Source organism: Bacillus cereus (genome assembly GCF_002577405.1).
Classification (GTDB): domain Bacteria; phylum Bacillota; class Bacilli; order Bacillales; family Bacillaceae_G; genus Bacillus_A; species Bacillus_A cereus_AU.
The window spans coordinates 163,006-186,748 of sequence record NZ_NULR01000006.1; the positions used below are offsets into that span (position 1 = coordinate 163,006).

Consider the following 23,743-nt stretch of genomic DNA (forward strand, 5'->3'; position numbering starts at 1 on the left):
TTCCTCTCTCTTTCACTCTACGTTCACATCTAGGTCACATCCATCTTTTATAGTATACGTATCGGAGCTGTTCCTCCCTAATTTATAAGACATTCCCCAGTGTCTCAGAGCAGCCTTCCATCCCTAATTAAATTGACATAAATTGTCCCCTTCCCTAGGCCATCATGTGATGGTCTTATTTTTTATTTTCTTGTCCCTATTCTTCAACATAGATTGTCGCAACATCAGAAGAAAAATATAATACGGATCAATCTGTAGCATCTTAAATCAAAAAAGGAGTGAATCATTTCACTCCTTTTTTGACTTGCTTCCTTTTTTCGAACGATATTCTTTTCCTTTGTTATCATTACCTGTTTCAAATTCAGTACCAAACTCCTGCTGGAATTGCCCAGATTTCGGTGAACCTTGATTTCCACTTCCTTGACTACCATTACGATTCGTCATATTTCTCCCTCCTTCCTTTATTAGTAGTATGGTGTTCCATCTTTTTTCATACACACTTTATTTTTTATCATCTATCTACACACGAAAGAAGACCTTCCATATATGAGGAAGGTCTTCTTTTTCATTAGGTAAGCGTTTTCTCACTTATAATTACTTAAATAAGTTTTTTAGAAATAGATATCATTACATTCATTTCATCTTCTGAAAGTGCGGAGAATCTTTCTTGTAAATATTTCTTTTTCTCACCTTCCATTTTCGTAACTAAATCTTTCCCTTGTTCTGTAATCTCTAAATATACAACTCGGCGATCTGATGTAGAACGTGAACGGGTTACAAAGCCTTTATTAATTAATTTTTCTGTAACAGCTGTAATATGACTATTCGATACATTTAATTCGTTAGCTACACGTGATACCATCTCTTTATTCGTACGGTTCAATATTCTAAGGACAATGAACTCATTCCACGGTATGTAACCACCAAATATTTTTCCGATATCATTACGCAATGTGCGAAACATAGCAAAAACATTTGTCGATAGTTCTTCCATTAATTGCTCTCGATTTTGAGACAATTTTGACAGCCCCTTTTATTTCATTTGATTAAATAAAAACCTTATTAATAATTTTACATGAAATCTTACTTTTTGTCACCTTATTTTCCCATAATTCGTAGTTTTTTAATATTTATTTCATGATACAATAAAATTGAATTTCCAAAAAAAGGAGTTGAAGTAGTGAGTGAAGAAGACAAATTTTCTAATCTTAATCTAAAAGATAAGACTTTGATTATTGGTTTTGTTATTCTGTTTCTCATTATGTTTTTTGCATTTATATTTTTTGTATATGTAGGAATCTTTCAAATTACAGGTATAGAATATTCATCAAAAACAGCTCTACTACTCTTTTTTTTACTTATTCTTTTATTAGATGGCATTACATATTTTATATTCGTTTTCTTTAAAGTGCTCCTACATCCAATGATGACAAGTATGCCCAATTACCTCTCAATCGCCCTGCTCTCCATCATTGAAATTACGCTAGATTGGTTTGTCATACATACCGCTGACGACTGGATAGAGAGCGTACAACTGTCTAACATAGCTGAATTATGTGTCGTACTATTCTTTTTCCTATTAAATAAATTATTAAGTGACAAGAAAGAGTAAGAATACAAGCTTTTCTATATAAAAATTGGTACAATAAAAGCAAATCATACTAAAGAGGTGTTACTTGTGAACTTACAAAAATGGGCTGATAAAGGTATGTCCTTTGATACATATGTGAATGAAATGAAAGTAAACCAATACGAGCTACTACACATTTACAATAACTTTTTAATTCCAAATGAATTACTTCCAGTTTTAGAAGAACGTCAAAATGATGGCTGGCGCGTTATCGTATTAACAGCTGACTGGTGCGGTGACGCTCTTTTATGTGTACCTGTTATGAAACGAATTTCTGAAGTTGCAAACATTGATATGAGATTATTAATTCGCGATGAAAACTTAGAATTAATGGATCAATACTTAACAAATGGAACAGCACGTGCGATTCCAATCTTTATTTTCATTGATAAAGACGGAAATGAACAAGCTATTTGGGGACCACGCGCTCCAAAAGTACAAGAATTAGTAACTTCAATGCGCACTACATTGCCTGAAAAAGAAGATCCAGCATTCGAAGAAAAACAAAAAGAAATGTATGCTAATTTCCGTGCTACGTTAGCTGATGATACTTCTCTTTGGGAACATGTAATGGAAAGCATGATGGAAAAAGTAGTAAAATAAAAAAACTGCCGAAATCGGCAGTTTTTTTATTACATAATGAAGAAATAGAATACCGCAGCTAAAATGAAACGGTAATAAGCGAACGGTGTTAGTTTTACACGACCTAATAATTTTAAGAATGAAACAATTGCAAGCATCGCAACAACGAATGCTGTAATAAATCCAGTTGCAAATAATGGTATATCATTTACGCTTAATATATCCCAGCTTTTAATTAAATCTAAACCACTTGCAGCTACCATCATCGGTACTGCTAAAATAAACGTATATTCAGCTGCCGCTGTATGCGACACGCGAGCTAATAAACCACCACTTATTGTCGATCCAGAACGAGAAAATCCTGGCCAAAGTGCTAAACATTGGAACATACCAATTGTAAATGCTTGCTTATATGTGATTTCATCTAGCGTTCTTGCTGTACTTGGTTTTGAAAACTTCTCAGCAACAATCATTAAAATACCACCAGCTACTAAGCTAATAACAACTGGTCCTGGACCAAATAATACTTCTTTAATAGCACTATGGAATAATACACCAAGTACGCCGGCAGGAATCATCCCGATAATAATATGTAATAAATTTAACGATGGTCCATCAGTTACTTTCCCTATTCCAACTAATGACCATAGACGTTTCCAAAATATAACAACAACTGCTAAAATCGATCCCAATTGAATAACAACTTCGAAAACTTTCGCTCTCTCATCTTCGAATCCAATTAAATGACCTGTTAAAATCATATGTCCTGTTGATGAAACTGGTAGAAACTCTGTTAAACCTTCAACAGCACCCATGATTAATCCAATTAACCAATCAGCCACAAGTAGTGCCTCCTTAATAACGAATATGTAATTTTTTCACACTTTATCATAATACCTTATCCCTTTTCAAAGTGCATCCTTTTTTTATTGATTTCATTTGTTGTATACGCGTATTTCTTTTCTATTTTTTGATTAAATTGTATGATAGTAAGAGTTTGTTCTTACGTTGAAAGGGGATTTTATGAAAGAAACTACTTCATTCTTACAAAAGTTAAAGCAATTCGTATTACTCTTTTTCCCGATTTTTGTAACGCAAATGTCATTATTTGCGATGAGCTTTTTTGATACAACAATGTCAGGACATGCTAGTCCAATTGATTTAGCTGGTGTTGCTATCGGAACGAGTATATGGATTCCAGTTAGTACGGGATTAACAGGAATTTTAATGGCTACTACACCAATTGTTGCACAACTCATTGGATCCAAGAAAAAAGAGGATGTTCCCCAAGTTGTCATACAAGCAGTGTATTTAGCAATTTGTGCTAGTTTCGTTGTCATCCTAATCGGTTTCTTCGCTGTTTCACCTATTTTAAACGGCATGCGTTTAGAGGAACCTGTAGAACGTATTGCAGCACAATTTTTAATTATTATCGCGATCGGAATTATTCCTTTATTCACTTACACTGTTTTACGTGGATTTATTGATGCATTAGGAAAAACTCGAACAACGATGATTATTACATTACTATCATTACCAATTAATGTCGTATTAAATTATGTATTAATTTTTGGGCACTTCGGGTTTCCAAAACTCGGCGGTGTTGGTGCAGCAATTGCTTCTGCAGCAACATATTGGTGCATTTTAATTATTACGGTCATTATTATTCGTACGAAAGAGCCTTTCGCATCGTTTAATATCTTCAAACAATTATACCGCCCTTCTCTCGCGAGTTGGAAAGCATTCTTAAAACTTGGCGTACCTATCGGATTTGCTATTTTCTTTGAAACGAGTATTTTCGCTGCGGTAACACTTATGATGAGTAACTTTAGTACGACAACAATAGCAGCACATCAAGCAGCTATGAACTTCGCTTCCTTGTTATATATGACTCCGCTCAGTTTAGCAATGGCGATGACCATCGCGGTTGGATTTGAAGTTGGAGCAAAACGTTACAATAATGCAAAGCAATATGGATTTATCGGAATTGGTTTAGCCCTTGCATTCGCCCTATTATATTCAATCCTTCTCTATTTCTTTGACGATGAAATTGCTTCTATTTATACGACAGATGTACAAGTTCATCATTTAGCAAAAGAATTTCTTATATTTGCGATTTTATTTCAAATATCTGATGCGATTGCAACTCCCGTACAAGGAGCACTTCGTGGTTATAAAGACGTAAATGTTGCCTTAATTATGACATTAATTGCTTATTGGATAATAGGCCTCCCTCTTGGTTACATATTAGCAACGTATACTGACTGGGCAGCGAAAGGGTATTGGATCGGTCTTATTATCGGTCTAGCATTTGGCGCTAGCTTCCTACTTATCCGTCTCTTTCAAGTACAACGAAAATATACAACAGAAAACAGCCGCTAACGATAAAGCGGCTGTTTTCTTTATGCATATTTTTGCTTATAACGTATAATATAATGAAAAAGAAAGGTGGATACATATGGACGAAAAAGACAAAAAGCAAGCATTTGACGAAGAATTCGCCCCTGAAATTTCACCTGGATACCGGCAAGATGTACATAAGCCGCCTAAATATAAAAACACTTCGTTTTTAATGGGCATTACCATTTTCGCTGCTGTATTACTCGTACTCATCATTTTCGTCTATTTTTAAGGAAAGGTGACATATTATATGAAGAAACAAGAATCCAATCGTTCAAAAAGAACTGTGAAAACAGAAAAAGGATATGCAGGAGATTCTGTTAATAAACTTAAACAAGTCGAGCAAGGAAATTTATATATTGCTCAAAAAGAACTTGGTCAACAAAATGAAAATCTTTAAAATCCCTCAAAGAACTGGGGGATTTTTCATCCTCTATTTGTGATACTTATTCGTGTTTCACTTTATTGTACATACTGCTTTTGCTCAAGCACCCTAAATACATTATTAACCTTTACAATTTTCATCTCATAATTTAATTTCATTTCACTTCTCTTACCATTTTCCGTACCAGAAACGTACGCTACAGTATGATAAAGAAAACTCTCATCCGTTTCTTCACGTATCTCCTCGCTTGTAAATTTATACTCTAAATCCCGAAAACGATTTGGGTAATAATTTTGTATCAATTGTTCATATCCTCTACTTACAAAGATCTCTTCACCTTTTTTCTTCACATCTTCTCTATTATTAAATTCAAACACTGATAATTGCGCTGTCACAAAGTGTTCTCCTACCTTCTTCATTTCTTTATAAGTTAAATTCTCTATACTCTTGTTCTTTAATTCCTTATTCAACTCGTACTGATTTATCGGTTTAAAGGTAGCGAAAACTGCCTCTTTATATGACCAAAACAAAATAAAGGCGATACATATAGAAATGATTAATATTCTTTTCTTCACAATACACCCCATCCCTATTCATAATGATAGTTAAATTTTAACACGTAGACGGAAGATTCTGATATTATAAAGTGGAATAATTCAACTTCCAATTAGAAACGAGGAACGATTATGGACTCTTACAAACAATATATAAAACAAGTTCTTCCTAATCTTTCTATACATTCATATACGCAAAATGAAGAAGGATGGGATAATATAGCAGTTATTATAAATGACGATTTACTCTTTCGTTTCCCACGAAAACAGGAATATGCAAACCGAATTCCGTTAGAAAAGGAACTATGCACCATTCTTTCTCATTCATTACAAAGAATCGAAGTCCCTAAGTATCACCTCTTGTATAAGAATGGTTGTGATACTATTCCATTTTGTAGCTATTACCCTCTCATTCATGGTAAGCCGTTAAAAGCTGAAATAGTTGCCAAGTTAGAGAAAAAAGAACTTGAAGTAATTATTACACAATTAGCCACTTTCCTTGCAGCTTTACATAGTATTCCTTTAAAACGTGTGGAAACGCTAGGATGCCCTATTGAAAAAACACTTACCTACTGGAAAGAGCTACAAACAAAATTAAATCAGTATGTTACTAACAACCTTACTTCATTACAGAAATTAGCCTTACATCGTTTATTCGAAAATTTCTTTGCATGTATAGCTACATCCACTTTTCAAAATACAATTATTCACGCTGACTTTACACATCATCACATTTTATTTAACAAGCAGAATAAAACCATTTCAGGAGTTATCGATTTTGGTGATGCTCAAATTGGCGATCCCGCTTTTGATTTTGCTGGGCTATATTATGATTTCGGTCATGAGTTTACTACATCTGTATATGAGCAATACAGTACACTTATTTCTCGTCATGATCCATTACTCATTCACCGCATCACTAGTTTTTATCAATACAGCCCTTTACTACATAATATTATTTATAACTTTAAAACAAAGAATGAACTTGAATTCATAGCGGATACAGAACAGCTGAAAGTAATATTACAGGGATGAGATTACATTCTCTCCCTATATTCTTTCTCCTCATACATCATTAACTTTTTATCCATTTCAGCAATAACTTTATACAGTTGAAACGCCTGTAAAATTTGCAGTTGAATTCCAAAAGGAGCATTTTGTTCTTTTAACCATTGAAATACTTTCGTTTCATCTTTCATTGATTATTCCTCCCTTTATTAAAATCTGCTACAAATATACCGTAAATGATGAAAAGCTTTTCATGTCAATAACAAAAAGGGATGCAAAATCGCATCCCTTAATGTATGATATTTTTATTCTGCGTCGCTTCTTCCTTTACTTCTTCCTCTTGGCATTCACTACGAAAAGCACAACTCATACACTCAGAACGAAAATGACGCTCTGTGTAGTGCTCAGGTTGTTGCAACATTTCTTTCATTCTAAATAAATCATCCATTCCAGTTATAATATCTTCTTGTTTCGGAATGTACTCATACTTAGTCCCTTCCATTAAATTAATAACTTCAATTTTTCCTGGAAGAATGCCGAAAGCTTTATAACTGAATACTGTCATTAACTTCTGACAAAGAGCAAGCATTTCCTCATCCGCGTCAACAACATACTTTTTAATTACAAACGACTTAGTACTCCACTCACCAACTTCAAATGTCAATGACATGTGGACACCTAACTCTTCCATATATGTTTGAAACTTCTCATATAAAAACAATGGTGGCGTCTGACTATCATCCCTTTCAACAAACTGTAGTAAATGATCAGTTAGCTTCGCTAAAACAGTATAGTACTCCGTCTTCGAAGCAAACATATTAATCCTTATTTTTTTCCAATACTTTTCTATTAGTATTAAAAGTACAATTTTCGTTTGTTGGCCCGCAGGTAGCGTATAGTACTCGTTAATAATTCGATTCACAATCATTTGTGCTATTTGTTGCCATTCAAACGAAGAAGGTTCTCTTCTTTTTATATGACGGAAATAAAATTTATGCGGACAACGCATAAAATCATACAAATGGTAATCTGTCATCGTTTTGATTGAGATTTTTTCATGCAATTGCTCTTTATCTCCCTTCTGCCATTAAGAAAGGTGTTTTACGAATTCCGCTCCAAACTGTAAACATGTTTCTACATCTTCATCTTCTGGCGTTAATTCTACTTTTAGTCCTTCTAACACAACTGCTGCCCCGCGCTCTTGCAGCTTTTCTATTAAAATGTCAACCGCCACGCCGTATTTGGGATAAGCAGAATCACATGACCCAAATACTGCCGCTTTTTTCCCAGTTAAATCAATAGAATCCATTGCATCATAAAAATCTAAGAAATCATCAGGAAGGTCACCGTCTCCCCAAGTATAAGCCCCTAAAATAATCCCATCATACTGTTCTAAAATAGAAGCTTCTGGTGAATCCATAATATCAATGACTTCAATTTCATTTTCTGTTTCACGAATTGCACCCGCAATATGATCGGCCATTTCCTCTGTATTTCCACTCATACTTGCAAAAATCATTACTAACTTACTCAACTTAACCTCTCCTTTTATCCTGTATCTCTTTTTCTGTTTGAAGTGTACTTTTCTCATCTACATATTCAGAACGAATTACATTTCGTTGCCATTCAATATGCTGATCAACATCTTTATTTTTATCTTTTAATCCCCTCCGCAGAAGGTGAAATTTTTTTCTCATTAACATGTCGCATCCACCCTATTGATAATGATTATCAATTTTAACTATCTTTAGATTAATTGACAATGATAATCAATGTCAATAACTATTTTTTAAAAAATAGTTAAAATGTACAAGCTTGTCCGTTAGCTATTCATATACTATAAATGAGCATAGTTCTTTCTCAGCCCTCTCTGACGGAAAGAAATAAAAGCAACTGCGATAGAGCGCAGTTGCCTTTTTTTATACTTCTCTATTATTTTAGTAACCTTATCGTTGTTTCTAAAAATAATTCCACTCCATAAATTAAAACTGATTCATCTACATCAAATTTTGGATGGTGATGTGGATAACAAGTATCTATCTTCTCATTCCCCGTTCCCAATTTAATGAAGCAACCCGGTGCTTTTCTTAAATATGCTGAAAAATCTTCTCCTCCCATGGAAGGTTCAAGCTTCACAACACGCTCATTCCCAAACAAATGTAGTGCACTTTCTTCTACTACTTTCGTTATATATTCATTATTAATCACCGGATCATATCCATAGCGATACGTATATGTATAATTCCCTCCATGTGCTTTTGTAATTCCTTTCACAATTTGCTCAATTTTCTCTTCTGCTTCCTCTCTTAATATTTGATTAAACGAGCGCACAGTTCCCATTAAAGTTGCTGTACTAGGAATAATATTATCAGCCGTTCCCCCATGAAACTGCGTAACTGAAACTACCCTTTGCATGAAAGCACTTGTGTTCCTTGATACAATATGTTGTAAATTTGTAATAATCTGCGCTCCAATAGCGATAGGGTCTATCGTTTCTTCTGGTCTTGCCGCATGCCCTCCTTTCCCCTGAATTTCAACTGTAAATACGTCTGGTGCTGCCATCATCGGCCCGTACACAATTCCGATCTTCCCGCTTTCCAATCCAGACATAACATGTAAACCTATTACATAATCAACACCATCCATAACACCTGCCTCCACCATCTCTTGTCCGCCGCCCGGATACACTTCCTCTGCATGCTGAAAGAAAAGACGAATTTCGCCTGCAAAATCTTCCTTCATATTTGCTAGCGTCTCTGCAACACTTAACAAAATAGCTGCATGTGCATCATGTCCACATGCATGCATCATTCCTTTATTCACAGACGTATAAGATTTCCTTGTCTCCTCTTGAATTGGTAAAGCATCTATATCAGCTCGAATTGCAACTACTTTTCCTTGTTCCGTTCCTCTTTTAATTGCTAGTACACTATACTTCGTTGGCCTCGTTACTTCCAAAGTAGAAAATGAGCATAATGTATCATATATAAATTGCGAAGTTTCTTCTTCGTGAAATGATAATTCCGGATATTTATGAAAATGACGTCTCCATTTCATAATATTTTCTTCTGAAATAATATCCTTCCACACGCTTTTCATCAGAAATTCCTCCTTTTAAGAAACTTTAACAATTCAGAAATTAACTTTGAAAGATTCAAAGATACAAGCAAATATTGCATTTCTAAACATTCTTCCAGTCCACTTTCATACATTCACACAATCCACTTTCTATTTACATGTCAAACCCATTACAAATTCATGCTGAATGTAATATAATTGCTAAGTTAGGGATTTTCTTTTTTAGTATTTAGTGCTAATATCAGAAAAGAGCCTTTCGTCTTATTTTTACCTAAAATGTGGAATTTTGTTTTTTTCACAATAATGTAGGACATGATACCTACAAAGAGCTATTATTTCATTAAGAGAGGGAAAGACATGGAAAGATTAAAAGAGATATGGTCTCGACCACTCACACAATGGGTTGCAAAGACGGTTTATTACCTTGCAATTTTATTTGCATTGCTTTGGTTGTATGGATTCCATGATACAAACACAAGTACATTTATTTACAACGAATTTTAGGGTGGGAACGTTATGAAGTTATTAGAACAAATTGAAAAGTGGGCTGCAGAAACGCCTGATCAAGCCGCTTTTGTTTGGCGAGATGCGAAAATTACGTACAAACAACTAAAGGAAGATTCTGATGCGTTAGCACATTGGATTTCTTCTGAGTATCCAGATGATTGTTCACCAATTATGGTGTATGGCCATATGCAACCTGAAATGATTATTAACTTTTTAGGATGTGTAAAAGCTGGACATGCTTACATTCCTGTAGATTTATCTATCCCAGCTGATCGTGTACAGCGTATCGCTGAAAATTCTGGTGCGAAATTACTTTTATCAGGAACAGAAGTAACTGTAACTGATTTACCAGTTCGCATTGTAGGTGAAGACAACTTAAAAGATATTTTCTTTACTCATAAAGGGAACACTCCAAATCCTGAACATGCGGTAAAAGGTGATGAGAACTTCTACATTATTTACACATCAGGAAGCACAGGTAATCCGAAAGGGGTTCAGATTACTTATAACTGTCTCGTTAGCTTTACAAAATGGGCTGTAGAAGATTTCAACCTACAAACAGGACAAGTATTCTTAAACCAAGCACCTTTCTCATTCGATTTATCTGTAATGGATATTTACCCATCATTAGTAACAGGTGGTACACTTTGGGCAATCGATAAAGACATGATTGCACGTCCAAAAGACTTGTTTGCTTCTTTAGAGCAATCGGATATTCAAGTATGGACTTCAACACCATCTTTCGCTGAAATGTGTTTAATGGAAGCATCTTTCTCTGAGAGTATGCTACCGAACATGAAAACATTCTTATTCTGCGGTGAAGTGTTGCCAAATGAAGTAGCTAGAAAATTAATTGAGCGTTTCCCGAAAGCAACAATTATGAATACGTACGGTCCAACAGAAGCTACTGTCGCTGTAACAGGTATTCACGTTACAGAAGAAGTGCTGAATCAATACAAATCACTTCCAGTTGGCTACTGTAAATCAGACTGTCGCCTTCTTATTATGAAAGAAGATGGCACACTTGCACCTGATGGTGAAAAAGGTGAGATCGTAATTGTCGGTCCAAGCGTAAGCGTTGGATATTTAGGCAGCCCTGAATTAACAGAAAAAGCATTTACTATGATTGACGGCGAGCGTGCTTATAAAACAGGCGATGCTGGCTATGTTGAAAATGGTCTTCTATTCTATAATGGTCGTCTTGATTTCCAAATTAAGCTTCATGGTTATCGAATGGAATTAGAAGAAATTGAGCATCATCTTCGTGCGTGTTCTTACGTAGAAGGAGCAGTTATTGTTCCAATTAAAAAAGGTGAGAAATACGATTATTTATTAGCGGTTGTTGTTCCTGGAGAGCATTCGTTTGAAAAAGAATTCAAATTAACATCTGCAATTAAAAAAGAACTCAATGAGCGATTACCAAACTACATGATTCCACGTAAATTCATGTATCAATCTTCTATTCCAATGACACCAAATGGAAAGGTAGATCGCAAAAAATTATTGAGTGAGGTTACAGCATGACCGCATATGGATCATTTTATTTTTTCGCTATAGTGGGCATTTTATTAATACCTACTATCATAGCTGGATTAAAAGGTAAAATGTTGCGTAAATATAATGCCGTTTTAACATTAGTAATGCTTGCTATTATCTTCTCTGATAAACCAAAGCAAGCGATTATGTTAGCCGCATTTATTATTTGGCAATATGCCCTTATTAAAGGCTATTTACTTTTAAGAAAACAAAATAATAGTACATTCACATTTTGTATAGCTGTTATTTTATCGATTTTACCGCTTATTTTGGCAAAAATCGCACCCTTTGTACCTGAACTAAAATTTGTTGTATTTTTAGGAATGTCCTATGTAACGTTTAGAGCAGTACAAATGGTATTCGAAGTTCGCGATGGCTTAATTAAAGAACTTTCCTTCTTTAATTTCTGGGAATTTGTTTTATTCTTTCCTGCTATCTCAACAGGACCTATCGATCGTTACCGAAGATTTCAAAAAGATATTCAAAAGCCACCTAGTGCAGAAGAATATCAAAACTTACTATATACAGGGTTAAATCGTATTTTCCAAGGTTTCTTGTATAAATTTATTATTGCTTACTTAATAAAACAGTATTTTATGGATCCGGCATTCGCTCAACACGATACAATCCTTTCAAATATGATTTACATGTATAGCTATAGCTTATATTTATTCTTCGACTTTGCTGGTTATAGCTCATTTGTAATCGGTGTAAGTTATATGATGGGGATTAAAACGCCAGAAAACTTTAATAAACCATTCATTAGTCGTAACATTAAAGACTTCTGGAATCGCTGGCACATGAGTTTATCATTCTGGTTCCGTGATTTTATTTACATGCGTTTCGTCTTTTTTGCAACGAAGAAAAAGTTAATTAAAAACCGATACACAATTTCGTATATCGGTGCATTTTTAAACTTCTTCATCATGGGAATATGGCATATTACTGGTGAGCATGTATATCAATACATTATTTATGGTCTTTATCACGCTGCCTTGTTTATTTTGTTCGATATTTTCGAACGAAAAAACAAGAAGCATAAGTTTTGGCCAAATAATAAATTTACGCATGTCCTTGCAATTGTAATTACGTTCCACGTTGTATGTTTCGGTTTCCTAATCTTCTCTGGACACCTTAACAGATACTTTTAATGCACCCTTCTTATTCCATTAAGAAGTTGCACATATAATATATTTCGGATATAAAGGAGATTTTAAAAATGGCAGAATTCAAAGAGCAAGTATTAGATATTTTAGAAGAAGTATGTGAAAACGATATTGTGAAAGAGAACTTAGATGTTCAATTATTTGAAGAAGGTATTCTTGATTCTTTCGCTGTAGTATCTTTATTAGTTGAATTCCAAGAGCGTTTAGATATTGAAGTTTCTATTTCTGATTTTGACCGTGATGAGTGGGCTACACCAAATATGGTTATTAAGAAGTTGGAAGAAATCCGATGAACAAAGCAAAATTTGGTCCGATGCTTTTAGCATTGGCCCTTTTTGCTGTATTCTTACTTATTCCAACGCGCTTTCTACTTCCACTTTTAAGTGATGAGAAAGTAGAACAAGCTGCGACTTCTTTAAAAGAAGAAAAGATTCAAAGTATGATTTTACAGCAAAAGATGTTAGCAGACCCAAAATATCTTCCGATGTACGGTTCATCGGAATTCGCACGTATGGATGCTTTCCATCCATCGAATTATTTCAAAGTAAAACCTGAAGGCTTCACACCATTCCTACTTGGACGCGGCGGAACACAAGACCTTGTACATGTATTAAACTTCGCATCTACAATGGATCAATTGAAAGATAAGAAAATGATATTCGTTCTTTCTCCGCAATGGTTTGTACCACAAGGCATTGATGAAACGCACTTTGCACCTAACTTTTCAAAACAACAAGGTTATCACTTCATTTTCAACGATGATTTAAAGCCTGAAATGAAAAAACAAATTGCAAAGCGTTTATTAAACTTTGAGATTGTTAAGAAAGAAACTTTACTTAAAACTTCGCTTGAAGGTATCGCCTACGATGATACAAAGTATAAAGTAAAAGCACTTGCTGCTAAACCTTTCGCTTATATTTATCGTAACATTTTAGATCGTAAAGATTTATTTACAGTAATGTTTGATATTGAACCGCATAAAGAAACGCTTGATCCATCATTGAAACAAATGAACTGGGAAGAAGCTCGTAAGCATGCTGATCAAACAGGTGCATTAGAATCAGGATCTAACGAATATGGTATCGAAGATGATTACTTCAATAGCAAAATTAAGAAGAAATTAAAGCAACGTGAAGGCTACTTAAAAAATGATTCTTATGACGAATCACCAGAGTATGAAGATTTACAAATTGTACTTGATTTATTAAAACAATCTGGTGCAAAACCACTCTTCATTTCTGTTCCTGTAAAAGGTCCTTGGTATGATTACGCAGGATTCCCAAAAGAAAAACGCGAATTATACTACAATAAAGTTCATGAGCAAATTACGAAAGCTGGCTATCCAATTGCTGACTTCTCAAATCATGAATATGATAAGTACTTCTTAAAAGATCATATGCATTTAGGTTGGAAGGGCTGGGTTTACATCGACGAAGCTATCCAACAATTTTATAAAGCAAACTAACGAAAAGACCGCTTGAATTATTCAAGCGGTCTTTTTCTATATACATTTTGTAATTGTTCGATTACATTCTCTGCTTCATTCATGACACGTTTCACTACGTGCTGAGCGGATTCTACTCGCGCTAGTGATGATGCTTGCCCGGCCCAAAGCGACATGTATTCTCCTTTATTTTGCTTCGCTGCTTCTTGGCGTATTTTAGAAGTTAATACGTTTTGCACAGGATACATTGGCAGTTTTTCTTCTTTCCCTTCATGTTTCTCTATAAATTCATTGCGAATCCCCCGTGCATATTTCCCGGAAAACGCACGGGTTATAGTTGTGCTCGTATCTGTACTTTGTAAAATCGCTTCTTTATATACACCATGCGTAATACTTTCTTCACTCGTTAAAAAGGCTGATCCCATTTGCACAGCTTCTGCTCCAAGTGCAAATGCTGCAACAAGCCCTTGTCCGTTCATTACACCACCTGCTGCGATAATTGGAATATGAGGTACTGATACGACTAATTGCGGAATTAACGCGAACGTACCAATCATAGCATCTTGTTCTTTCCCGATAAACGTTCCTCTATGCCCCCCTGCCTCACTACCTTGCCCGGCGATAATATCTACCCCTAATTCGGCAAGTACTTTCGCTTCTGCCACATGAGTAGCTGTTCCGATGACTTTTATTCCTCTTCTTTTTAAATCATCTATTTCTTCTTGTTCTAACGTTTGGAATGCAAAGCTAACGGCTGGTACCTTCTCTTCTAATAGCACTTGTAATTGTTCTTTATAACTTGTTGGAAGCTTTAATACCTCTTCTTCCTCTATACCTAATTCTCTATTCACTCCACTAAGTAATTCTTTCGCCCCGTTTACCTTCTCTTCTTCTATCTGTACCTCTTTTGTTAAAAGTAAATTAACACCAAAAGGTTTATCTGTTAGTTTCCTTATTTTATAAATCGCTTCACGAATTTGTTCTGGGCTCATATAACCTGCTCCAAGTGTTCCTAATCCTCCGCTATTACTTACAGCTGCAACGAGTTCTGGTGTTGTAATAGCACCTGCCATACCTGCTTGAATGATGGGATACTTAATTTGCAATATATCTGTTACTCGATTTGTAAACATCATTTCCCTCCTATCCCCCTTATATCTTCTTTATTTGCCAAGCTTTCCCCTCCTTTTACAAGGGTTGAACTTCATATGAAGCGAATATATTGAATTAGAAGGAGGCTGAGAACAATGATTTATCCAAATGCATTAAAGCAAGGTGATACAGTAATGATTATTGCACCGTCTGGCCCACCAACACTTGAGAATGTATTAAAAGGTGTGAACGTATTACAAGAAATGGGGTTATCCGTAATAATCGGGAAGAGTGTTTATGAAAAGTATGGATATTTAGCTGGAAGTGATCAAATTCGTCTTGATGACATACATGAAGCCTTTACAAATCATGAAGTAAAGGCCATTTTCTGTGCACGAGGTGGTTACGGAAGTGCTCGCCTTCTCCCTTACATTCAATATGAAATCATTCAACAAAACCCAAAAATTTTTTGGGGATATAGCGATATTACAGCTTTACATACTGCTTTTTCACGTTATCCAAAGCTTGTTACGTTTCATGGTCCAATGATTGAAGAATTAGGAAAAGGTATAGACTCTCTCTCTTTATCTTCTTTCAATCAACTATTCCATCCGTATTCATCGATCTTATCTGCATCAGAATGTATCGTACCTAGCTCACCGTGTGCAGTTACAGGTACATTAGTTGGAGGTAATTTAACTGTGTTAACAAGTATAATAGGCTCGCCCTACGAGATAAATACAGCTAATACACTTTTATTGCTTGAAGACATTGGGGAAGAACCGTACCGCATTGACCGTATGTTAAATCAGCTACTTTTATCTGGAAAGTTTCATGAATGTAGCGGTGTTATTTTCACAAGTTGTCATGACTGTATTCCTTCTAAACCATCCCAATCATTGCAAACAATATTATATGAATATTTCATGCCATATGATATACCTGTACTATTCGGTTTACCGATTGGACATATAAGCCCAAACATCGGTATTCCGCTTGGGGCTACAGCGACAATAAATACAAATAATAAAACACTCTCGATTTCTTCTGGTATAGTCACTCCATGGTCAAATTAAAAAGGAAAAGCAATTACGCTTTTCCTTTTACTTATAATAGTTAAAAATTCGTCCAGATGCGATATCTGCAATTTCTTCTGGAATAAATGTTTTACTTATATCCGTACCAACATTTAATACAGCAGTCGCATCTTTCTCAATGCTACTAAATAATTCTTTTCCACGTATCGTAATAAGGGGTGTACCTTCTGGCAACACATCTTTTACAAATTCCAATTGTGTAAAGAACGGCACGATCCATCTACCCTCTCCTTGGAAATGACGCAAACGAAGTGTTCCTTCTGTTGCCCCGTCCTCTGCTTCTAGTGAACCGGCAACATAAAACTCCGTTGATAGGAGCAATTTATAAAATTCTTTTTGCTTTTGTTTATTATCTCCTGCTAAAACAAGTACTTCTTCTATTTTCTTTACTGGAATTTGATTCATATGATGCCACCCCTATTTTCAAAATGATTATACTTAGATTATACGAAATATTCTTATTTTTTTCTACATAATTCCGTAATTATTTTCTCGAAATAATTTTAATACTTCTTTTGTCGTCACAATCGTTGCAAATTCTTCATGTAAATTTACAAGTGTCATATTATGAATAGCCTCTGCACTATACTCTACCCCGTCTGGACCTTTTCGATTAAAAGTAGCCGTCGCATCGCTCACTAAATACGTTGTAAACCCTAAATTACCTGCCATCCGTGTTGTAGTTTCCACACAATGATTTGTCGTTAATCCTACAATTACTACCGTATTACATTGTTTCGCTCTTAATTGTTCTTCTAAATTTGTCCCAATGAACGCACTATTAACAGGCTTTTGAATAATCACTTCATCTGGTAGTGGTTTCACTTCTTCTTTAAAATTTACTGTTTCTGCTTGTTGGTAAAACATCGACTGAACATCTTCTTTATTTACATGTTGAATATGAAAAACTGGTCGCTTCCTTCTTCTCCATTCTTCTAACAAACTTTTCATATTTTCTTCGGCAAAAAGATTATTTCTCTCGCCCCAGTATGGTAATTGAAACGCCTTTTGTACATCAATTATGATAAGTGCTGTTTGGTTGGTCATCATTCTCTCCTTAATTAGGCTGTAATTGAAACAGAAAACCAAGTTGCTGCGACGCAGTAATAAAACAAATATAAGCACAAAGCTCTACAATTTCTTTTTCCGTCCAATATTCTTTTAATACACGAAACATATTATCATCTATCGCCTTTTTGTCATGAACAAATGTATGCGCAAAAGTAACAGCTACACTAATTTCTTCTACCTTTTGCATATCATCTGGTCTTCCCTTTGCCATGCAGTACGGACATTCATTCCCATACGCCAATGTTCTTCTTACTTGTTCCTTCAACTCTGCCGAAAGAGTTCCTTTGTTATACAGTGTATTTTCTAACGTACTCCACGAATGTAATATATCCCAATTATGCCCTAATAATTTTTGAAACTTTGTATCTCCTACATTTGATAATGAAATTCTCTCCATCATTTTCCCTCCTATTTCCTTCTATTTTATTGTAAAATAAATAAAGTTCTCTTTACATTTCATATGAATCTTAATTTATATTTTTCCTTTACAAAAATCATCATTTTACTGGAGGTATATTTACAAATGCAATTAGATCGTGTTGATCGTAAAATTTTAAATGAGTTATATAATGATAGTCGCCTTTCGATGCGCGAATTGGCCAAACGGGTAAATTTATCCGCTCCATCTACTGCAGAACGTGTTCATAAACTCGAAAATGAAGGAGTTATTCAAAAATATACAATCGATATCGATTATAAAAAAGCAGGACTTGTCTTAGATTGTATTTTAGAAATCACTTTAAAAAATGGTGATACAACACGTATGCAACAGTTTATTCAATCTTATCCATCTGCAAGTTTTTGTTACCGAGTAACAGGAAGCTTATGCTACATCGTAAAAATTTCTGTTCCTTCACTTGTTGAACTTGAAGAATTTATCAATGATGTTTCTTCATATGCAACGACAGTTTCTCATATCGTATTATCAGAAGTATCTCTTACTCCGGACATTGAACATATATTCCCAGAAGATTAATTAATTTTTATTCATAAAAATATAAAAAACCCCTTACATTAAGAATAAAAATAATATATTATGTATTAAAATACATAAAGTTCGAGAAAGGGGCTTTACATTGAAAATCTGGTTTTATGAAAAAACGACACAATTAGATGACTTGCTTGGTATTTGGGACAATGTTCCGACCATCCCTCGAATTGGTGAAAAAGTTGAACTTCTAAAAACAGTTCGGATCGTTACAGATATAAAATATGTAAAGAACGGTAACAATTTTCGTGTAGAAATTATTACGAATTAAAAAGTAGCTCCTAAAGAGCTACTTTTTAATTATCTATCATGCGCTTTCTTTATAACGATTGTATCTTCTTCTACAGATACTGTTACATAATCATTTTCTTCTAACCGAAGCTTATTTACAGCCTCATCTGGTAATTCTACAGCCATTAATCTATCTGTTACAATCACTTGGCTATGTATTTTATTTTCTTCTGATGTATTCACTACTTTTTCTTCATTTATGAATCGCATCGGCGGCACACCAACTTCTTTTACTGTACGCCACTGTTTCCATATGTAAGGAATTAACCAAAGTAATCCGATAATCGTAAGACCAATGCCGATCCATAAATTACTTTGTGCCTGCAATTCAGTAATTGAAATTGCATCACTTCCCTCTCCACCTACAAATTGCATACTCGTTGCAATCAAATTATTTAATGCGTGCACAGCAATATTCGTCCATATATTTTTCGTCTTTATGTATAGAAGGCACATAATAACACCGAACATGAACGCACCGATAACATCAAAATGTCCTAGACCAAAGATGAGTGAAGATATAATTACAGCTCGTTTAATCCCCCATTTATAAGCCATTCGCTGCAAGAAAAAACCTCTAAAAATAACTTCTTCCATAATAGGCGCTAATACACATGCTGAAATGAAAGTAAATATTGTCATATATATGTTACTCGTATTAATAACATTTCCGTCTTCTAACATAGTAACTAAGAACTTAGGTAACGTATGTGCTAATATGTAAAATTGAATATGAGATATACCGACTGAAAAAATCATTCCCATTATCGTCGCTAATAATATTAGTCCCCACGGTAAACGACTTGGCTTATCAAAAAAACTTTGAAACACAACATTGTTTTTATTTGTTTTTACGTATAACCAAAATAACGGAAATACAAAAAATATAGTTATTTGTGAAATAACCTCTAACGTATTATCTGAAACATTTGATAAACCTAATGGGATCATCGTAAGGAACAACCCTATAATCATCCATCCAAAAAAACTACGTAGCCTTATACGTGAAAATGCATATTGCATATCAAGCACCTCCAAAGATAGTAAAAAGTAAAGCATTAATCAATGTTTTAAGGGCAATCCATCTCCTACAAATGGCGGGATAACTAAATTATAATATGAATATAGTTGAAAATCTTCCTATTTTTCTCATATACTTTCAAACAGCATATCTCTTAAAATATATAATAATCATTTTATTTAACATACCGTATCACCTTTCTTCAAGTTGAAAGATAGGAGAAAGGTGTGTAATAAAAATCCCCGTTTTTACAAGCGGGGATTTCTTTTATTATAATACGTCACGTTTTTGGAATAATACACTTGATGCTACAAGTAATACAGCAAAATACGCGATGACAAGTAATAATGAAGTTATAAACGTAAATTCTGTAAATGGTGGTTCCATTCCACCGCTTACTAATTTATTGCCGTCGTAAACACTTAAATTCAAATGGAAAAACACCACAAATTTCGCTACACCTTTTGCAAACATTATTAGTACCATATTAATTGCTCCTTGTAAGAAGAAGAGGAAGATCGTAATAATTAATGGTAATACAGACTTTCTAAATACGTTTGCTAAGAAAAATGCAAGCGTTGCAAAGAAGAACGGTGAAAGTAATTGATATAAAGTAGATTTCATTACGATCGCTAACGTTAATTCTGTTTTACTACCATCCATTACAATTCCGCCAATAATCATTGCAATTAATGTACTCGCAAATACGATACATAACATCGTTAATAACACGGTAATATATTTAGAAAATAAGACTGTAATTCGTTTTCTCGGACGAATTAATAGTTGTTTAATCGTTCCTTTTTGAAATTCATCTGTTATCGTACGAGAAGCTATTGTAATTCCAAAAATCGTTATAAATATCATAATTAAGCCGATATTTGAACTTACAAAATCTAAGTAAGATCCACTTAAACTACCAGCTTGACCCCACTTTGCCATTACTACTGCTCCTAAAACCTCCAGTAAAGCAATTACACCGATTAAAACATACATACCTTTTTTCGCATGTAACTTTAAAAATTCATTTTGAATTAATTTAAACATTACGCTTTCACTCCCCCAGTAATCGCTAAGAACTCATCCTCTAATGTTTTATTTTGAACAGTAACTCCGTATACAAGCACATCGTCATTTACAAGTTTTTTTACAAGTTGTGGAATGTTCTCTTTTGTTACAGATACCATGATTACATTTCCTTTTGTTTTACCTTTAATGATTTCATTCGCTTTCTGAACTTCATCTACTTCAAAGGCTACAACTACTGCCTCATCGTGTTTCGCTTGTTCATGTAAATTGTACTCCTGTACAAACTCACCTTGTTTAATAATAACAACGCGGTCACACATGAGTTCAATTTCACTTAATAAGTGACTCGATACGATTACTGCAATATTTTCCTCTTTCGCTAATCGCTGCAAATAATCACGAATTTGACGAATACCAGCCGGATCTAATCCATTTGTCGGTTCATCTAAAATTAAAATTTTCGGCTGATGAAGTAACGCCTGTGCAATTCCTAAACGTTGTTTCATACCAAGAGAATATGTTTTCACCTTTTTATGAATCGCATGCTCTAATTCCACCAATTTCACAATTTCATTGATACGTTCTTTACTAATTGGCGTAACAGCCATGTTCGCAAAATGCTTTAAGTTTTGCATTCCTGTCATATAATCATATAGTTCAGGGTTTTCTACAATCGCTCCAATTTGCTCTAGCGCCTTTTCACGCTCCGTGCGAATACTATGTCCACAAATTGTAATATTGCCTTCTGTCATTGAAATAAGACCTGTCATCATACGGATCGTCGTTGTCTTACCACTACCGTTCGGTCCAAGGAACCCGTATACTTCTCCCTCGCGAACCTCAAATGATAAACCACGAATAATTTCTGTTCCACCGATTTTTTTTCGTACATTTTCTAATTTTACTACTACGTTTCCCAATGATGATTCCTCCTTTAGACTTCTAGTTTTTTATCGATGATATAAGCAATTACATATACGATTAGGACACTAACAATTACCATAAAACTTATATTAAAAATGTTTAATCCATTTTCTTGAAACATATCAACAAACAGATTTTCACTTTCACTACGATACTCTACTCTTCGCAATCCTTGGAAAGCTGGAGCCAATTTTCCTAGCAATGTTGTCACTAAAGTAATCGCTATACTTACGATTAGAGAAATAATGACAATCAGTATATTTTGTATCTTTTTCTTCTTAGTAAGCAATTTAACGAGAGTAACTACTAATAAAATTTGTAACACCGCAAATAAAAACTCAAACAAATCACTCATTGTATATATCAAATTATTTATTATACCTGCTTGCATAATCTCTTGTGCATCTCTATATACATACGTCGTAGGAAATGCTAATGCATAACCTACATAGAAAAGAATTCCACATATGCCATACCATATAGCCATTACAATAAAAAAGTAGATAAGGATAGAAAAAACATATTGTTTCCCAGATATTGCTGTAACTCGTAACAATGGATTTGTTAATAACCGTGAACACGACTTCATCGTTTGTAAAAACATATACAACACATAAAACATGAATATCATAATAATAAATCCGAATATCGCTTCTTGTTTCACAACAGCTGTCTCACTCTTTTTTACAATCATTTGTGAAAATAAAATCGCTTCAATTAACACAAAAATTAAAAAAGTAACAATATATTTTTTCCTATTCACATTCCATAAATAAGAAAGTAACGAGTTCACTTACTAAACACCTCCTTAAACAATTCATGAACTGCTTTTCCTCTCTGAAAACGGAGGTCTTCTACATTCTCATATAGTACAATTTCTCCATCTTTTAAAAAGATCACTTCATCAAAAATATTTTCAATTTCATTTATTAGATGGGTTGAAATTAACATTGTACAATCTTCTCTATAAAACTTTAATATTAACTTTAATACATGTTCTCTAGAAACGAGATCAATCCCGCCAAGCGGCTCATCTAGTACGTATAACTTCGCTTTTCGAGAAAACGTTAAAATGATTTGAAGCTTTTCAACCATACCTTTTGATAATGCTGTAATTTTTTCTTCTAACGGTATTTTAAATTCTGCAATCGTATCTACTGCTTTTTGAATATCAAAGTCTTTATGAAAATCACGATAGAAAAATAAAGCATCTTTTACCGTCATCCAATCATCAAATACTGGCTTATCAGACATAAATGAAACGATTTCTTTCGTTTCTAACCCTAACTTTTTACCGTTAATTGTTATACTGCCTTCTGAAGGATACTGCAAGCCTGCAATCATTTTTAATAACGTCGTTTTCCCGCTCCCGTTATCTCCAACAAGCCCAACGATTTTTCCTTCTGTAATCTCTATGTTTAATTCACGGATTACTGCTTTTAATCCGTACCTCTTCCATACGTTTTCTATTTTTAATACCCCTGTCATTCGCTCTCCTCCCTTTTCTCTTTTAATGAAGAACGAAGGATTGTAAAAATTTCTTCTTCCGAAAAACCTAAATTGTCCATTCCATCTATAAAAGAATGGAGTAATTCTTTCGCCATCTCTTTTCGCAGCTCCATAATTTTCTCCCCTTCATTCGTTACATATCGTCCCATTCCTCTACGTGTTACAACAACTCCATCCCGTTCTAGCTCTTGAAATGTACGCTGAATCGTATTCGGATTCACTTGTAATTCACTTGCTAATTCACGTACGGAGAGAATTTTATCACCAGGCACTAAATGTCCTGTTACAATTTCTTTTTTTATGTATTCCATTACTTGAATGTAAATTGGTGTATTTGGAGAAAACTCTATTTTCATTTCTTCCCTCCTTTTGTATCAGTGTACTAGTTAAATAATACACTGATACAAAAGTATTGTAAATACCCATTTAAT

At 34.3% G+C, this 23,743-nt stretch carries 33 protein-coding genes; 14 read left to right on the forward strand and 19 right to left on the reverse strand.

All coding sequences use genetic code 11. The features are described from left to right. Positions 1 to 288 precede the first annotated feature (288 nt). Together COC96_RS09155 and COC96_RS09160 are read right to left on the reverse strand one after the other, a co-directional pair. Complete coding sequence (locus tag COC96_RS09155) at positions 289 to 444, reverse strand: imidazoleglycerol-phosphate dehydratase (RefSeq protein ID WP_097903532.1); 156 nt, start codon at positions 442 to 444, stop codon at positions 289 to 291. A 154-nt stretch (positions 445 to 598) separates the two neighbouring features. Beyond that, positions 599 to 1,018, reverse strand: coding sequence for a MarR family winged helix-turn-helix transcriptional regulator (locus tag COC96_RS09160; protein ID WP_141436318.1), 420 nt, complete (start codon positions 1,016 to 1,018; stop codon positions 599 to 601). A 162-nt stretch (positions 1,019 to 1,180) separates the two neighbouring features. Here COC96_RS09160 and COC96_RS09165 point away from each other — a divergent pair, with 162 nt between their 5' ends. Next, positions 1,181 to 1,612, forward strand: coding sequence for a YrvL family regulatory protein (locus tag COC96_RS09165; RefSeq protein WP_098768665.1), 432 nt, complete (start codon positions 1,181 to 1,183; stop codon positions 1,610 to 1,612). A gap of 33 nt (positions 1,613 to 1,645) precedes the next feature. Next, entirely contained in the window at positions 1,646 to 2,233 is a 588-nt protein-coding gene (locus tag COC96_RS09170) for a thioredoxin family protein (RefSeq protein ID WP_098269162.1), read from the forward strand. A 29-nt stretch (positions 2,234 to 2,262) separates the two neighbouring features. Here the strand turns inward: COC96_RS09170 and uppP are convergent, their stop codons facing one another. Next, on the reverse strand, positions 2,263 to 3,054 hold the full coding sequence (gene uppP, locus COC96_RS09175; protein WP_098269161.1) for a bacitracin resistance undecaprenyl-diphosphatase: 792 nt from the start codon (positions 3,052 to 3,054) through the stop codon (positions 2,263 to 2,265). A gap of 181 nt (positions 3,055 to 3,235) precedes the next feature. Here uppP and COC96_RS09180 point away from each other — a divergent pair, with 181 nt between their 5' ends. From COC96_RS09180 to COC96_RS27505, 3 genes are all read left to right on the forward strand, one after another. Further along, entirely contained in the window at positions 3,236 to 4,594 is a 1,359-nt protein-coding gene (locus COC96_RS09180) for an MATE family efflux transporter (protein ID WP_098269160.1), read from the forward strand. Positions 4,595 to 4,670: 76 nt separating this feature from the next. Continuing rightward, complete coding sequence (locus COC96_RS09190; RefSeq protein ID WP_098269158.1) at positions 4,671 to 4,844, forward strand: 2-isopropylmalate synthase; 174 nt, start codon at positions 4,671 to 4,673, stop codon at positions 4,842 to 4,844. Positions 4,845 to 4,862: 18 nt separating this feature from the next. Beyond that, positions 4,863 to 5,012 carry a hypothetical protein gene (locus COC96_RS27505; RefSeq protein WP_097903527.1) on the forward strand — a complete coding sequence of 50 codons (150 nt, stop codon included), beginning with the start codon at positions 4,863 to 4,865 and terminating at the stop codon, positions 5,010 to 5,012. Between the two features lie 62 nt (positions 5,013 to 5,074). Here the strand turns inward: COC96_RS27505 and COC96_RS09200 are convergent, their stop codons facing one another. After that, positions 5,075 to 5,584 (reverse strand): biotin transporter BioY, encoded by a 510-nt coding sequence (locus COC96_RS09200; RefSeq protein WP_098768666.1) that lies wholly within the window; start codon positions 5,582 to 5,584, stop codon positions 5,075 to 5,077. 99 nt (positions 5,585 to 5,683) lie between these two features. Here COC96_RS09200 and COC96_RS09205 point away from each other — a divergent pair, with 99 nt between their 5' ends. Then, positions 5,684 to 6,586 carry an aminoglycoside phosphotransferase family protein gene (locus COC96_RS09205; protein WP_098269156.1) on the forward strand — a complete coding sequence of 301 codons (903 nt, stop codon included), beginning with the start codon at positions 5,684 to 5,686 and terminating at the stop codon, positions 6,584 to 6,586. Between the two features lie 2 nt (positions 6,587 to 6,588). On the opposite strand, the gene COC96_RS27510 is transcribed toward COC96_RS09205, so the two are convergent. From COC96_RS27510 to COC96_RS09230, 5 genes are all read right to left on the reverse strand, one after another. Beyond that, positions 6,589 to 6,750, reverse strand: coding sequence for a hypothetical protein (locus COC96_RS27510; protein WP_098269155.1), 162 nt, complete (start codon positions 6,748 to 6,750; stop codon positions 6,589 to 6,591). Between the two features lie 98 nt (positions 6,751 to 6,848). Then, on the reverse strand, positions 6,849 to 7,622 hold the full coding sequence (locus COC96_RS09215; protein ID WP_098269154.1) for a hypothetical protein: 774 nt from the start codon (positions 7,620 to 7,622) through the stop codon (positions 6,849 to 6,851). A gap of 24 nt (positions 7,623 to 7,646) precedes the next feature. Further along, on the reverse strand, positions 7,647 to 8,093 hold the full coding sequence (locus COC96_RS09220; protein WP_097903523.1) for a flavodoxin: 447 nt from the start codon (positions 8,091 to 8,093) through the stop codon (positions 7,647 to 7,649). 1 nt (position 8,094) lies between these two features. Continuing rightward, positions 8,095 to 8,262, reverse strand: a complete 168-nt coding sequence (locus tag COC96_RS27515; protein ID WP_097903522.1) for a hypothetical protein — start codon at positions 8,260 to 8,262, stop codon at positions 8,095 to 8,097. Positions 8,263 to 8,491: 229 nt separating this feature from the next. Then, on the reverse strand, positions 8,492 to 9,658 hold the full coding sequence (locus tag COC96_RS09230) for an amidohydrolase (RefSeq protein WP_098269153.1): 1,167 nt from the start codon (positions 9,656 to 9,658) through the stop codon (positions 8,492 to 8,494). Between the two features lie 336 nt (positions 9,659 to 9,994). Between COC96_RS09230 and COC96_RS09235 the strand changes: the two genes are divergently transcribed. From COC96_RS09235 to dltD, 5 genes are all read left to right on the forward strand, one after another. Continuing rightward, positions 9,995 to 10,141, forward strand: coding sequence for a teichoic acid D-Ala incorporation-associated protein DltX (locus COC96_RS09235; protein ID WP_000440293.1), 147 nt, complete (start codon positions 9,995 to 9,997; stop codon positions 10,139 to 10,141). A 12-nt stretch (positions 10,142 to 10,153) separates the two neighbouring features. Further along, positions 10,154 to 11,668 (forward strand): D-alanine--poly(phosphoribitol) ligase subunit DltA, encoded by a 1,515-nt coding sequence (gene dltA / locus COC96_RS09240; protein ID WP_098269152.1) that lies wholly within the window; start codon positions 10,154 to 10,156, stop codon positions 11,666 to 11,668. Further along, entirely contained in the window at positions 11,665 to 12,831 is a 1,167-nt protein-coding gene (gene dltB / locus COC96_RS09245; protein WP_097903519.1) for a D-alanyl-lipoteichoic acid biosynthesis protein DltB, read from the forward strand. Before dltA ends, dltB begins: the two co-directional genes overlap by 4 nt. A 68-nt stretch (positions 12,832 to 12,899) precedes the next feature. Then, entirely contained in the window at positions 12,900 to 13,139 is a 240-nt protein-coding gene (gene dltC / locus COC96_RS09250) for a D-alanine--poly(phosphoribitol) ligase subunit DltC (protein ID WP_000807310.1), read from the forward strand. Next, positions 13,136 to 14,311, forward strand: a complete 1,176-nt coding sequence (dltD, locus tag COC96_RS09255; protein WP_098768667.1) for a D-alanyl-lipoteichoic acid biosynthesis protein DltD — start codon at positions 13,136 to 13,138, stop codon at positions 14,309 to 14,311. Before dltC ends, dltD begins: the two co-directional genes overlap by 4 nt. 17 nt (positions 14,312 to 14,328) lie before the next feature. Here dltD and COC96_RS09260 read toward each other — a convergent pair whose 3' ends face one another. Continuing rightward, the gene (locus tag COC96_RS09260; RefSeq protein WP_098269150.1) at positions 14,329 to 15,423 is read right to left on the reverse strand and encodes an NAD(P)H-dependent flavin oxidoreductase; all 1,095 of its coding nucleotides are present in this window, start codon (positions 15,421 to 15,423) and stop codon (positions 14,329 to 14,331) included. 114 nt (positions 15,424 to 15,537) lie between these two features. Between COC96_RS09260 and COC96_RS09265 the strand changes: the two genes are divergently transcribed. Then, complete coding sequence (locus tag COC96_RS09265; protein ID WP_098768668.1) at positions 15,538 to 16,458, forward strand: S66 peptidase family protein; 921 nt, start codon at positions 15,538 to 15,540, stop codon at positions 16,456 to 16,458. Between the two features lie 27 nt (positions 16,459 to 16,485). On the opposite strand, the gene COC96_RS09270 is transcribed toward COC96_RS09265, so the two are convergent. The 3 genes from COC96_RS09270 to COC96_RS09280 all read right to left on the reverse strand — a co-directional run bounded on the left by COC96_RS09270 (position 16,486) and on the right by COC96_RS09280 (position 17,950). Continuing rightward, the gene (locus COC96_RS09270) at positions 16,486 to 16,884 is read right to left on the reverse strand and encodes an SseB family protein (RefSeq protein WP_098269148.1); all 399 of its coding nucleotides are present in this window, start codon (positions 16,882 to 16,884) and stop codon (positions 16,486 to 16,488) included. A 63-nt stretch (positions 16,885 to 16,947) separates the two neighbouring features. Next, complete coding sequence (locus tag COC96_RS09275) at positions 16,948 to 17,526, reverse strand: cysteine hydrolase family protein (protein ID WP_142339979.1); 579 nt, start codon at positions 17,524 to 17,526, stop codon at positions 16,948 to 16,950. A gap of 10 nt (positions 17,527 to 17,536) precedes the next feature. Continuing rightward, positions 17,537 to 17,950: a carboxymuconolactone decarboxylase family protein gene (locus COC96_RS09280; RefSeq protein WP_141536021.1), complete on the reverse strand. Its 414-nt coding sequence runs from the start codon at positions 17,948 to 17,950 to the stop codon at positions 17,537 to 17,539. 123 nt (positions 17,951 to 18,073) lie between these two features. Here COC96_RS09280 and COC96_RS09285 point away from each other — a divergent pair, with 123 nt between their 5' ends. Together COC96_RS09285 and COC96_RS09290 are read left to right on the forward strand one after the other, a co-directional pair. Continuing rightward, complete coding sequence (locus COC96_RS09285; protein ID WP_098768670.1) at positions 18,074 to 18,526, forward strand: Lrp/AsnC family transcriptional regulator; 453 nt, start codon at positions 18,074 to 18,076, stop codon at positions 18,524 to 18,526. 100 nt (positions 18,527 to 18,626) lie between these two features. Further along, on the forward strand, positions 18,627 to 18,809 hold the full coding sequence (locus COC96_RS09290) for a DUF3913 family protein (RefSeq protein ID WP_025150950.1): 183 nt from the start codon (positions 18,627 to 18,629) through the stop codon (positions 18,807 to 18,809). 29 nt (positions 18,810 to 18,838) lie between these two features. Here the strand turns inward: COC96_RS09290 and COC96_RS09295 are convergent, their stop codons facing one another. The 6 genes from COC96_RS09295 to COC96_RS09320 all read right to left on the reverse strand — a co-directional run bounded on the left by COC96_RS09295 (position 18,839) and on the right by COC96_RS09320 (position 23,668). After that, positions 18,839 to 19,852, reverse strand: coding sequence for a CPBP family intramembrane glutamic endopeptidase (locus COC96_RS09295; RefSeq protein ID WP_098768671.1), 1,014 nt, complete (start codon positions 19,850 to 19,852; stop codon positions 18,839 to 18,841). Between the two features lie 268 nt (positions 19,853 to 20,120). Then, positions 20,121 to 20,897, reverse strand: coding sequence for an ABC transporter permease (locus COC96_RS09300; RefSeq protein ID WP_098768672.1), 777 nt, complete (start codon positions 20,895 to 20,897; stop codon positions 20,121 to 20,123). Beyond that, the gene (locus COC96_RS09305) at positions 20,897 to 21,799 is read right to left on the reverse strand and encodes an ABC transporter ATP-binding protein (protein ID WP_098269142.1); all 903 of its coding nucleotides are present in this window, start codon (positions 21,797 to 21,799) and stop codon (positions 20,897 to 20,899) included. The genes COC96_RS09300 and COC96_RS09305 overlap by 1 nt, the downstream gene beginning before the upstream one ends. A 14-nt stretch (positions 21,800 to 21,813) precedes the next feature. Next, entirely contained in the window at positions 21,814 to 22,596 is a 783-nt protein-coding gene (locus COC96_RS09310; RefSeq protein ID WP_098269141.1) for an ABC transporter permease, read from the reverse strand. After that, the gene (locus tag COC96_RS09315; protein WP_098768673.1) at positions 22,593 to 23,291 is read right to left on the reverse strand and encodes an ABC transporter ATP-binding protein; all 699 of its coding nucleotides are present in this window, start codon (positions 23,289 to 23,291) and stop codon (positions 22,593 to 22,595) included. The genes COC96_RS09310 and COC96_RS09315 overlap by 4 nt, the downstream gene beginning before the upstream one ends. Next, the gene (locus COC96_RS09320; protein ID WP_098269139.1) at positions 23,288 to 23,668 is read right to left on the reverse strand and encodes a GntR family transcriptional regulator; all 381 of its coding nucleotides are present in this window, start codon (positions 23,666 to 23,668) and stop codon (positions 23,288 to 23,290) included. The genes COC96_RS09315 and COC96_RS09320 overlap by 4 nt, the downstream gene beginning before the upstream one ends. Positions 23,669 to 23,743 lie beyond the last annotated feature (75 nt).

Coding starts and splice junctions, on each gene's coding strand:
- COC96_RS09155 (WP_097903532.1), bottom strand. CDS start 444: ATGACGAATCGTAATGGTAGTCAAGGAAGTGGAAATCAAGGTTCACCG.
- COC96_RS09180 (WP_098269160.1), top strand. CDS start 3,236: ATGAAAGAAACTACTTCATTCTTACAAAAGTTAAAGCAATTCGTATTA.
- COC96_RS09190 (WP_098269158.1), top strand. CDS start 4,671: ATGGACGAAAAAGACAAAAAGCAAGCATTTGACGAAGAATTCGCCCCT.
- COC96_RS27505 (WP_097903527.1), top strand. CDS start 4,863: ATGAAGAAACAAGAATCCAATCGTTCAAAAAGAACTGTGAAAACAGAA.
- COC96_RS09200 (WP_098768666.1), bottom strand. CDS start 5,584: ATGGGGTGTATTGTGAAGAAAAGAATATTAATCATTTCTATATGTATC.
- COC96_RS09205 (WP_098269156.1), top strand. CDS start 5,684: ATGGACTCTTACAAACAATATATAAAACAAGTTCTTCCTAATCTTTCT.
- COC96_RS27510 (WP_098269155.1), bottom strand. CDS start 6,750: ATGAAAGATGAAACGAAAGTATTTCAATGGTTAAAAGAACAAAATGCT.
- COC96_RS27515 (WP_097903522.1), bottom strand. CDS start 8,262: ATGTTAATGAGAAAAAAATTTCACCTTCTGCGGAGGGGATTAAAAGAT.
- COC96_RS09230 (WP_098269153.1), bottom strand. CDS start 9,658: ATGAAAAGCGTGTGGAAGGATATTATTTCAGAAGAAAATATTATGAAA.
- COC96_RS09235 (WP_000440293.1), top strand. CDS start 9,995: ATGGAAAGATTAAAAGAGATATGGTCTCGACCACTCACACAATGGGTT.
- dltA (WP_098269152.1), top strand. CDS start 10,154: ATGAAGTTATTAGAACAAATTGAAAAGTGGGCTGCAGAAACGCCTGAT.
- dltB (WP_097903519.1), top strand. CDS start 11,665: ATGACCGCATATGGATCATTTTATTTTTTCGCTATAGTGGGCATTTTA.
- dltC (WP_000807310.1), top strand. CDS start 12,900: ATGGCAGAATTCAAAGAGCAAGTATTAGATATTTTAGAAGAAGTATGT.
- dltD (WP_098768667.1), top strand. CDS start 13,136: ATGAACAAAGCAAAATTTGGTCCGATGCTTTTAGCATTGGCCCTTTTT.
- COC96_RS09260 (WP_098269150.1), bottom strand. CDS start 15,423: ATGTTTACAAATCGAGTAACAGATATATTGCAAATTAAGTATCCCATC.
- COC96_RS09265 (WP_098768668.1), top strand. CDS start 15,538: ATGATTTATCCAAATGCATTAAAGCAAGGTGATACAGTAATGATTATT.
- COC96_RS09270 (WP_098269148.1), bottom strand. CDS start 16,884: ATGAATCAAATTCCAGTAAAGAAAATAGAAGAAGTACTTGTTTTAGCA.
- COC96_RS09275 (WP_142339979.1), bottom strand. CDS start 17,526: ATGACCAACCAAACAGCACTTATCATAATTGATGTACAAAAGGCGTTT.
- COC96_RS09280 (WP_141536021.1), bottom strand. CDS start 17,950: ATGATGGAGAGAATTTCATTATCAAATGTAGGAGATACAAAGTTTCAA.
- COC96_RS09285 (WP_098768670.1), top strand. CDS start 18,074: ATGCAATTAGATCGTGTTGATCGTAAAATTTTAAATGAGTTATATAAT.
- COC96_RS09295 (WP_098768671.1), bottom strand. CDS start 19,852: ATGCAATATGCATTTTCACGTATAAGGCTACGTAGTTTTTTTGGATGG.
- COC96_RS09300 (WP_098768672.1), bottom strand. CDS start 20,897: ATGTTTAAATTAATTCAAAATGAATTTTTAAAGTTACATGCGAAAAAA.
- COC96_RS09315 (WP_098768673.1), bottom strand. CDS start 23,291: ATGACAGGGGTATTAAAAATAGAAAACGTATGGAAGAGGTACGGATTA.
- COC96_RS09320 (WP_098269139.1), bottom strand. CDS start 23,668: ATGAAAATAGAGTTTTCTCCAAATACACCAATTTACATTCAAGTAATG.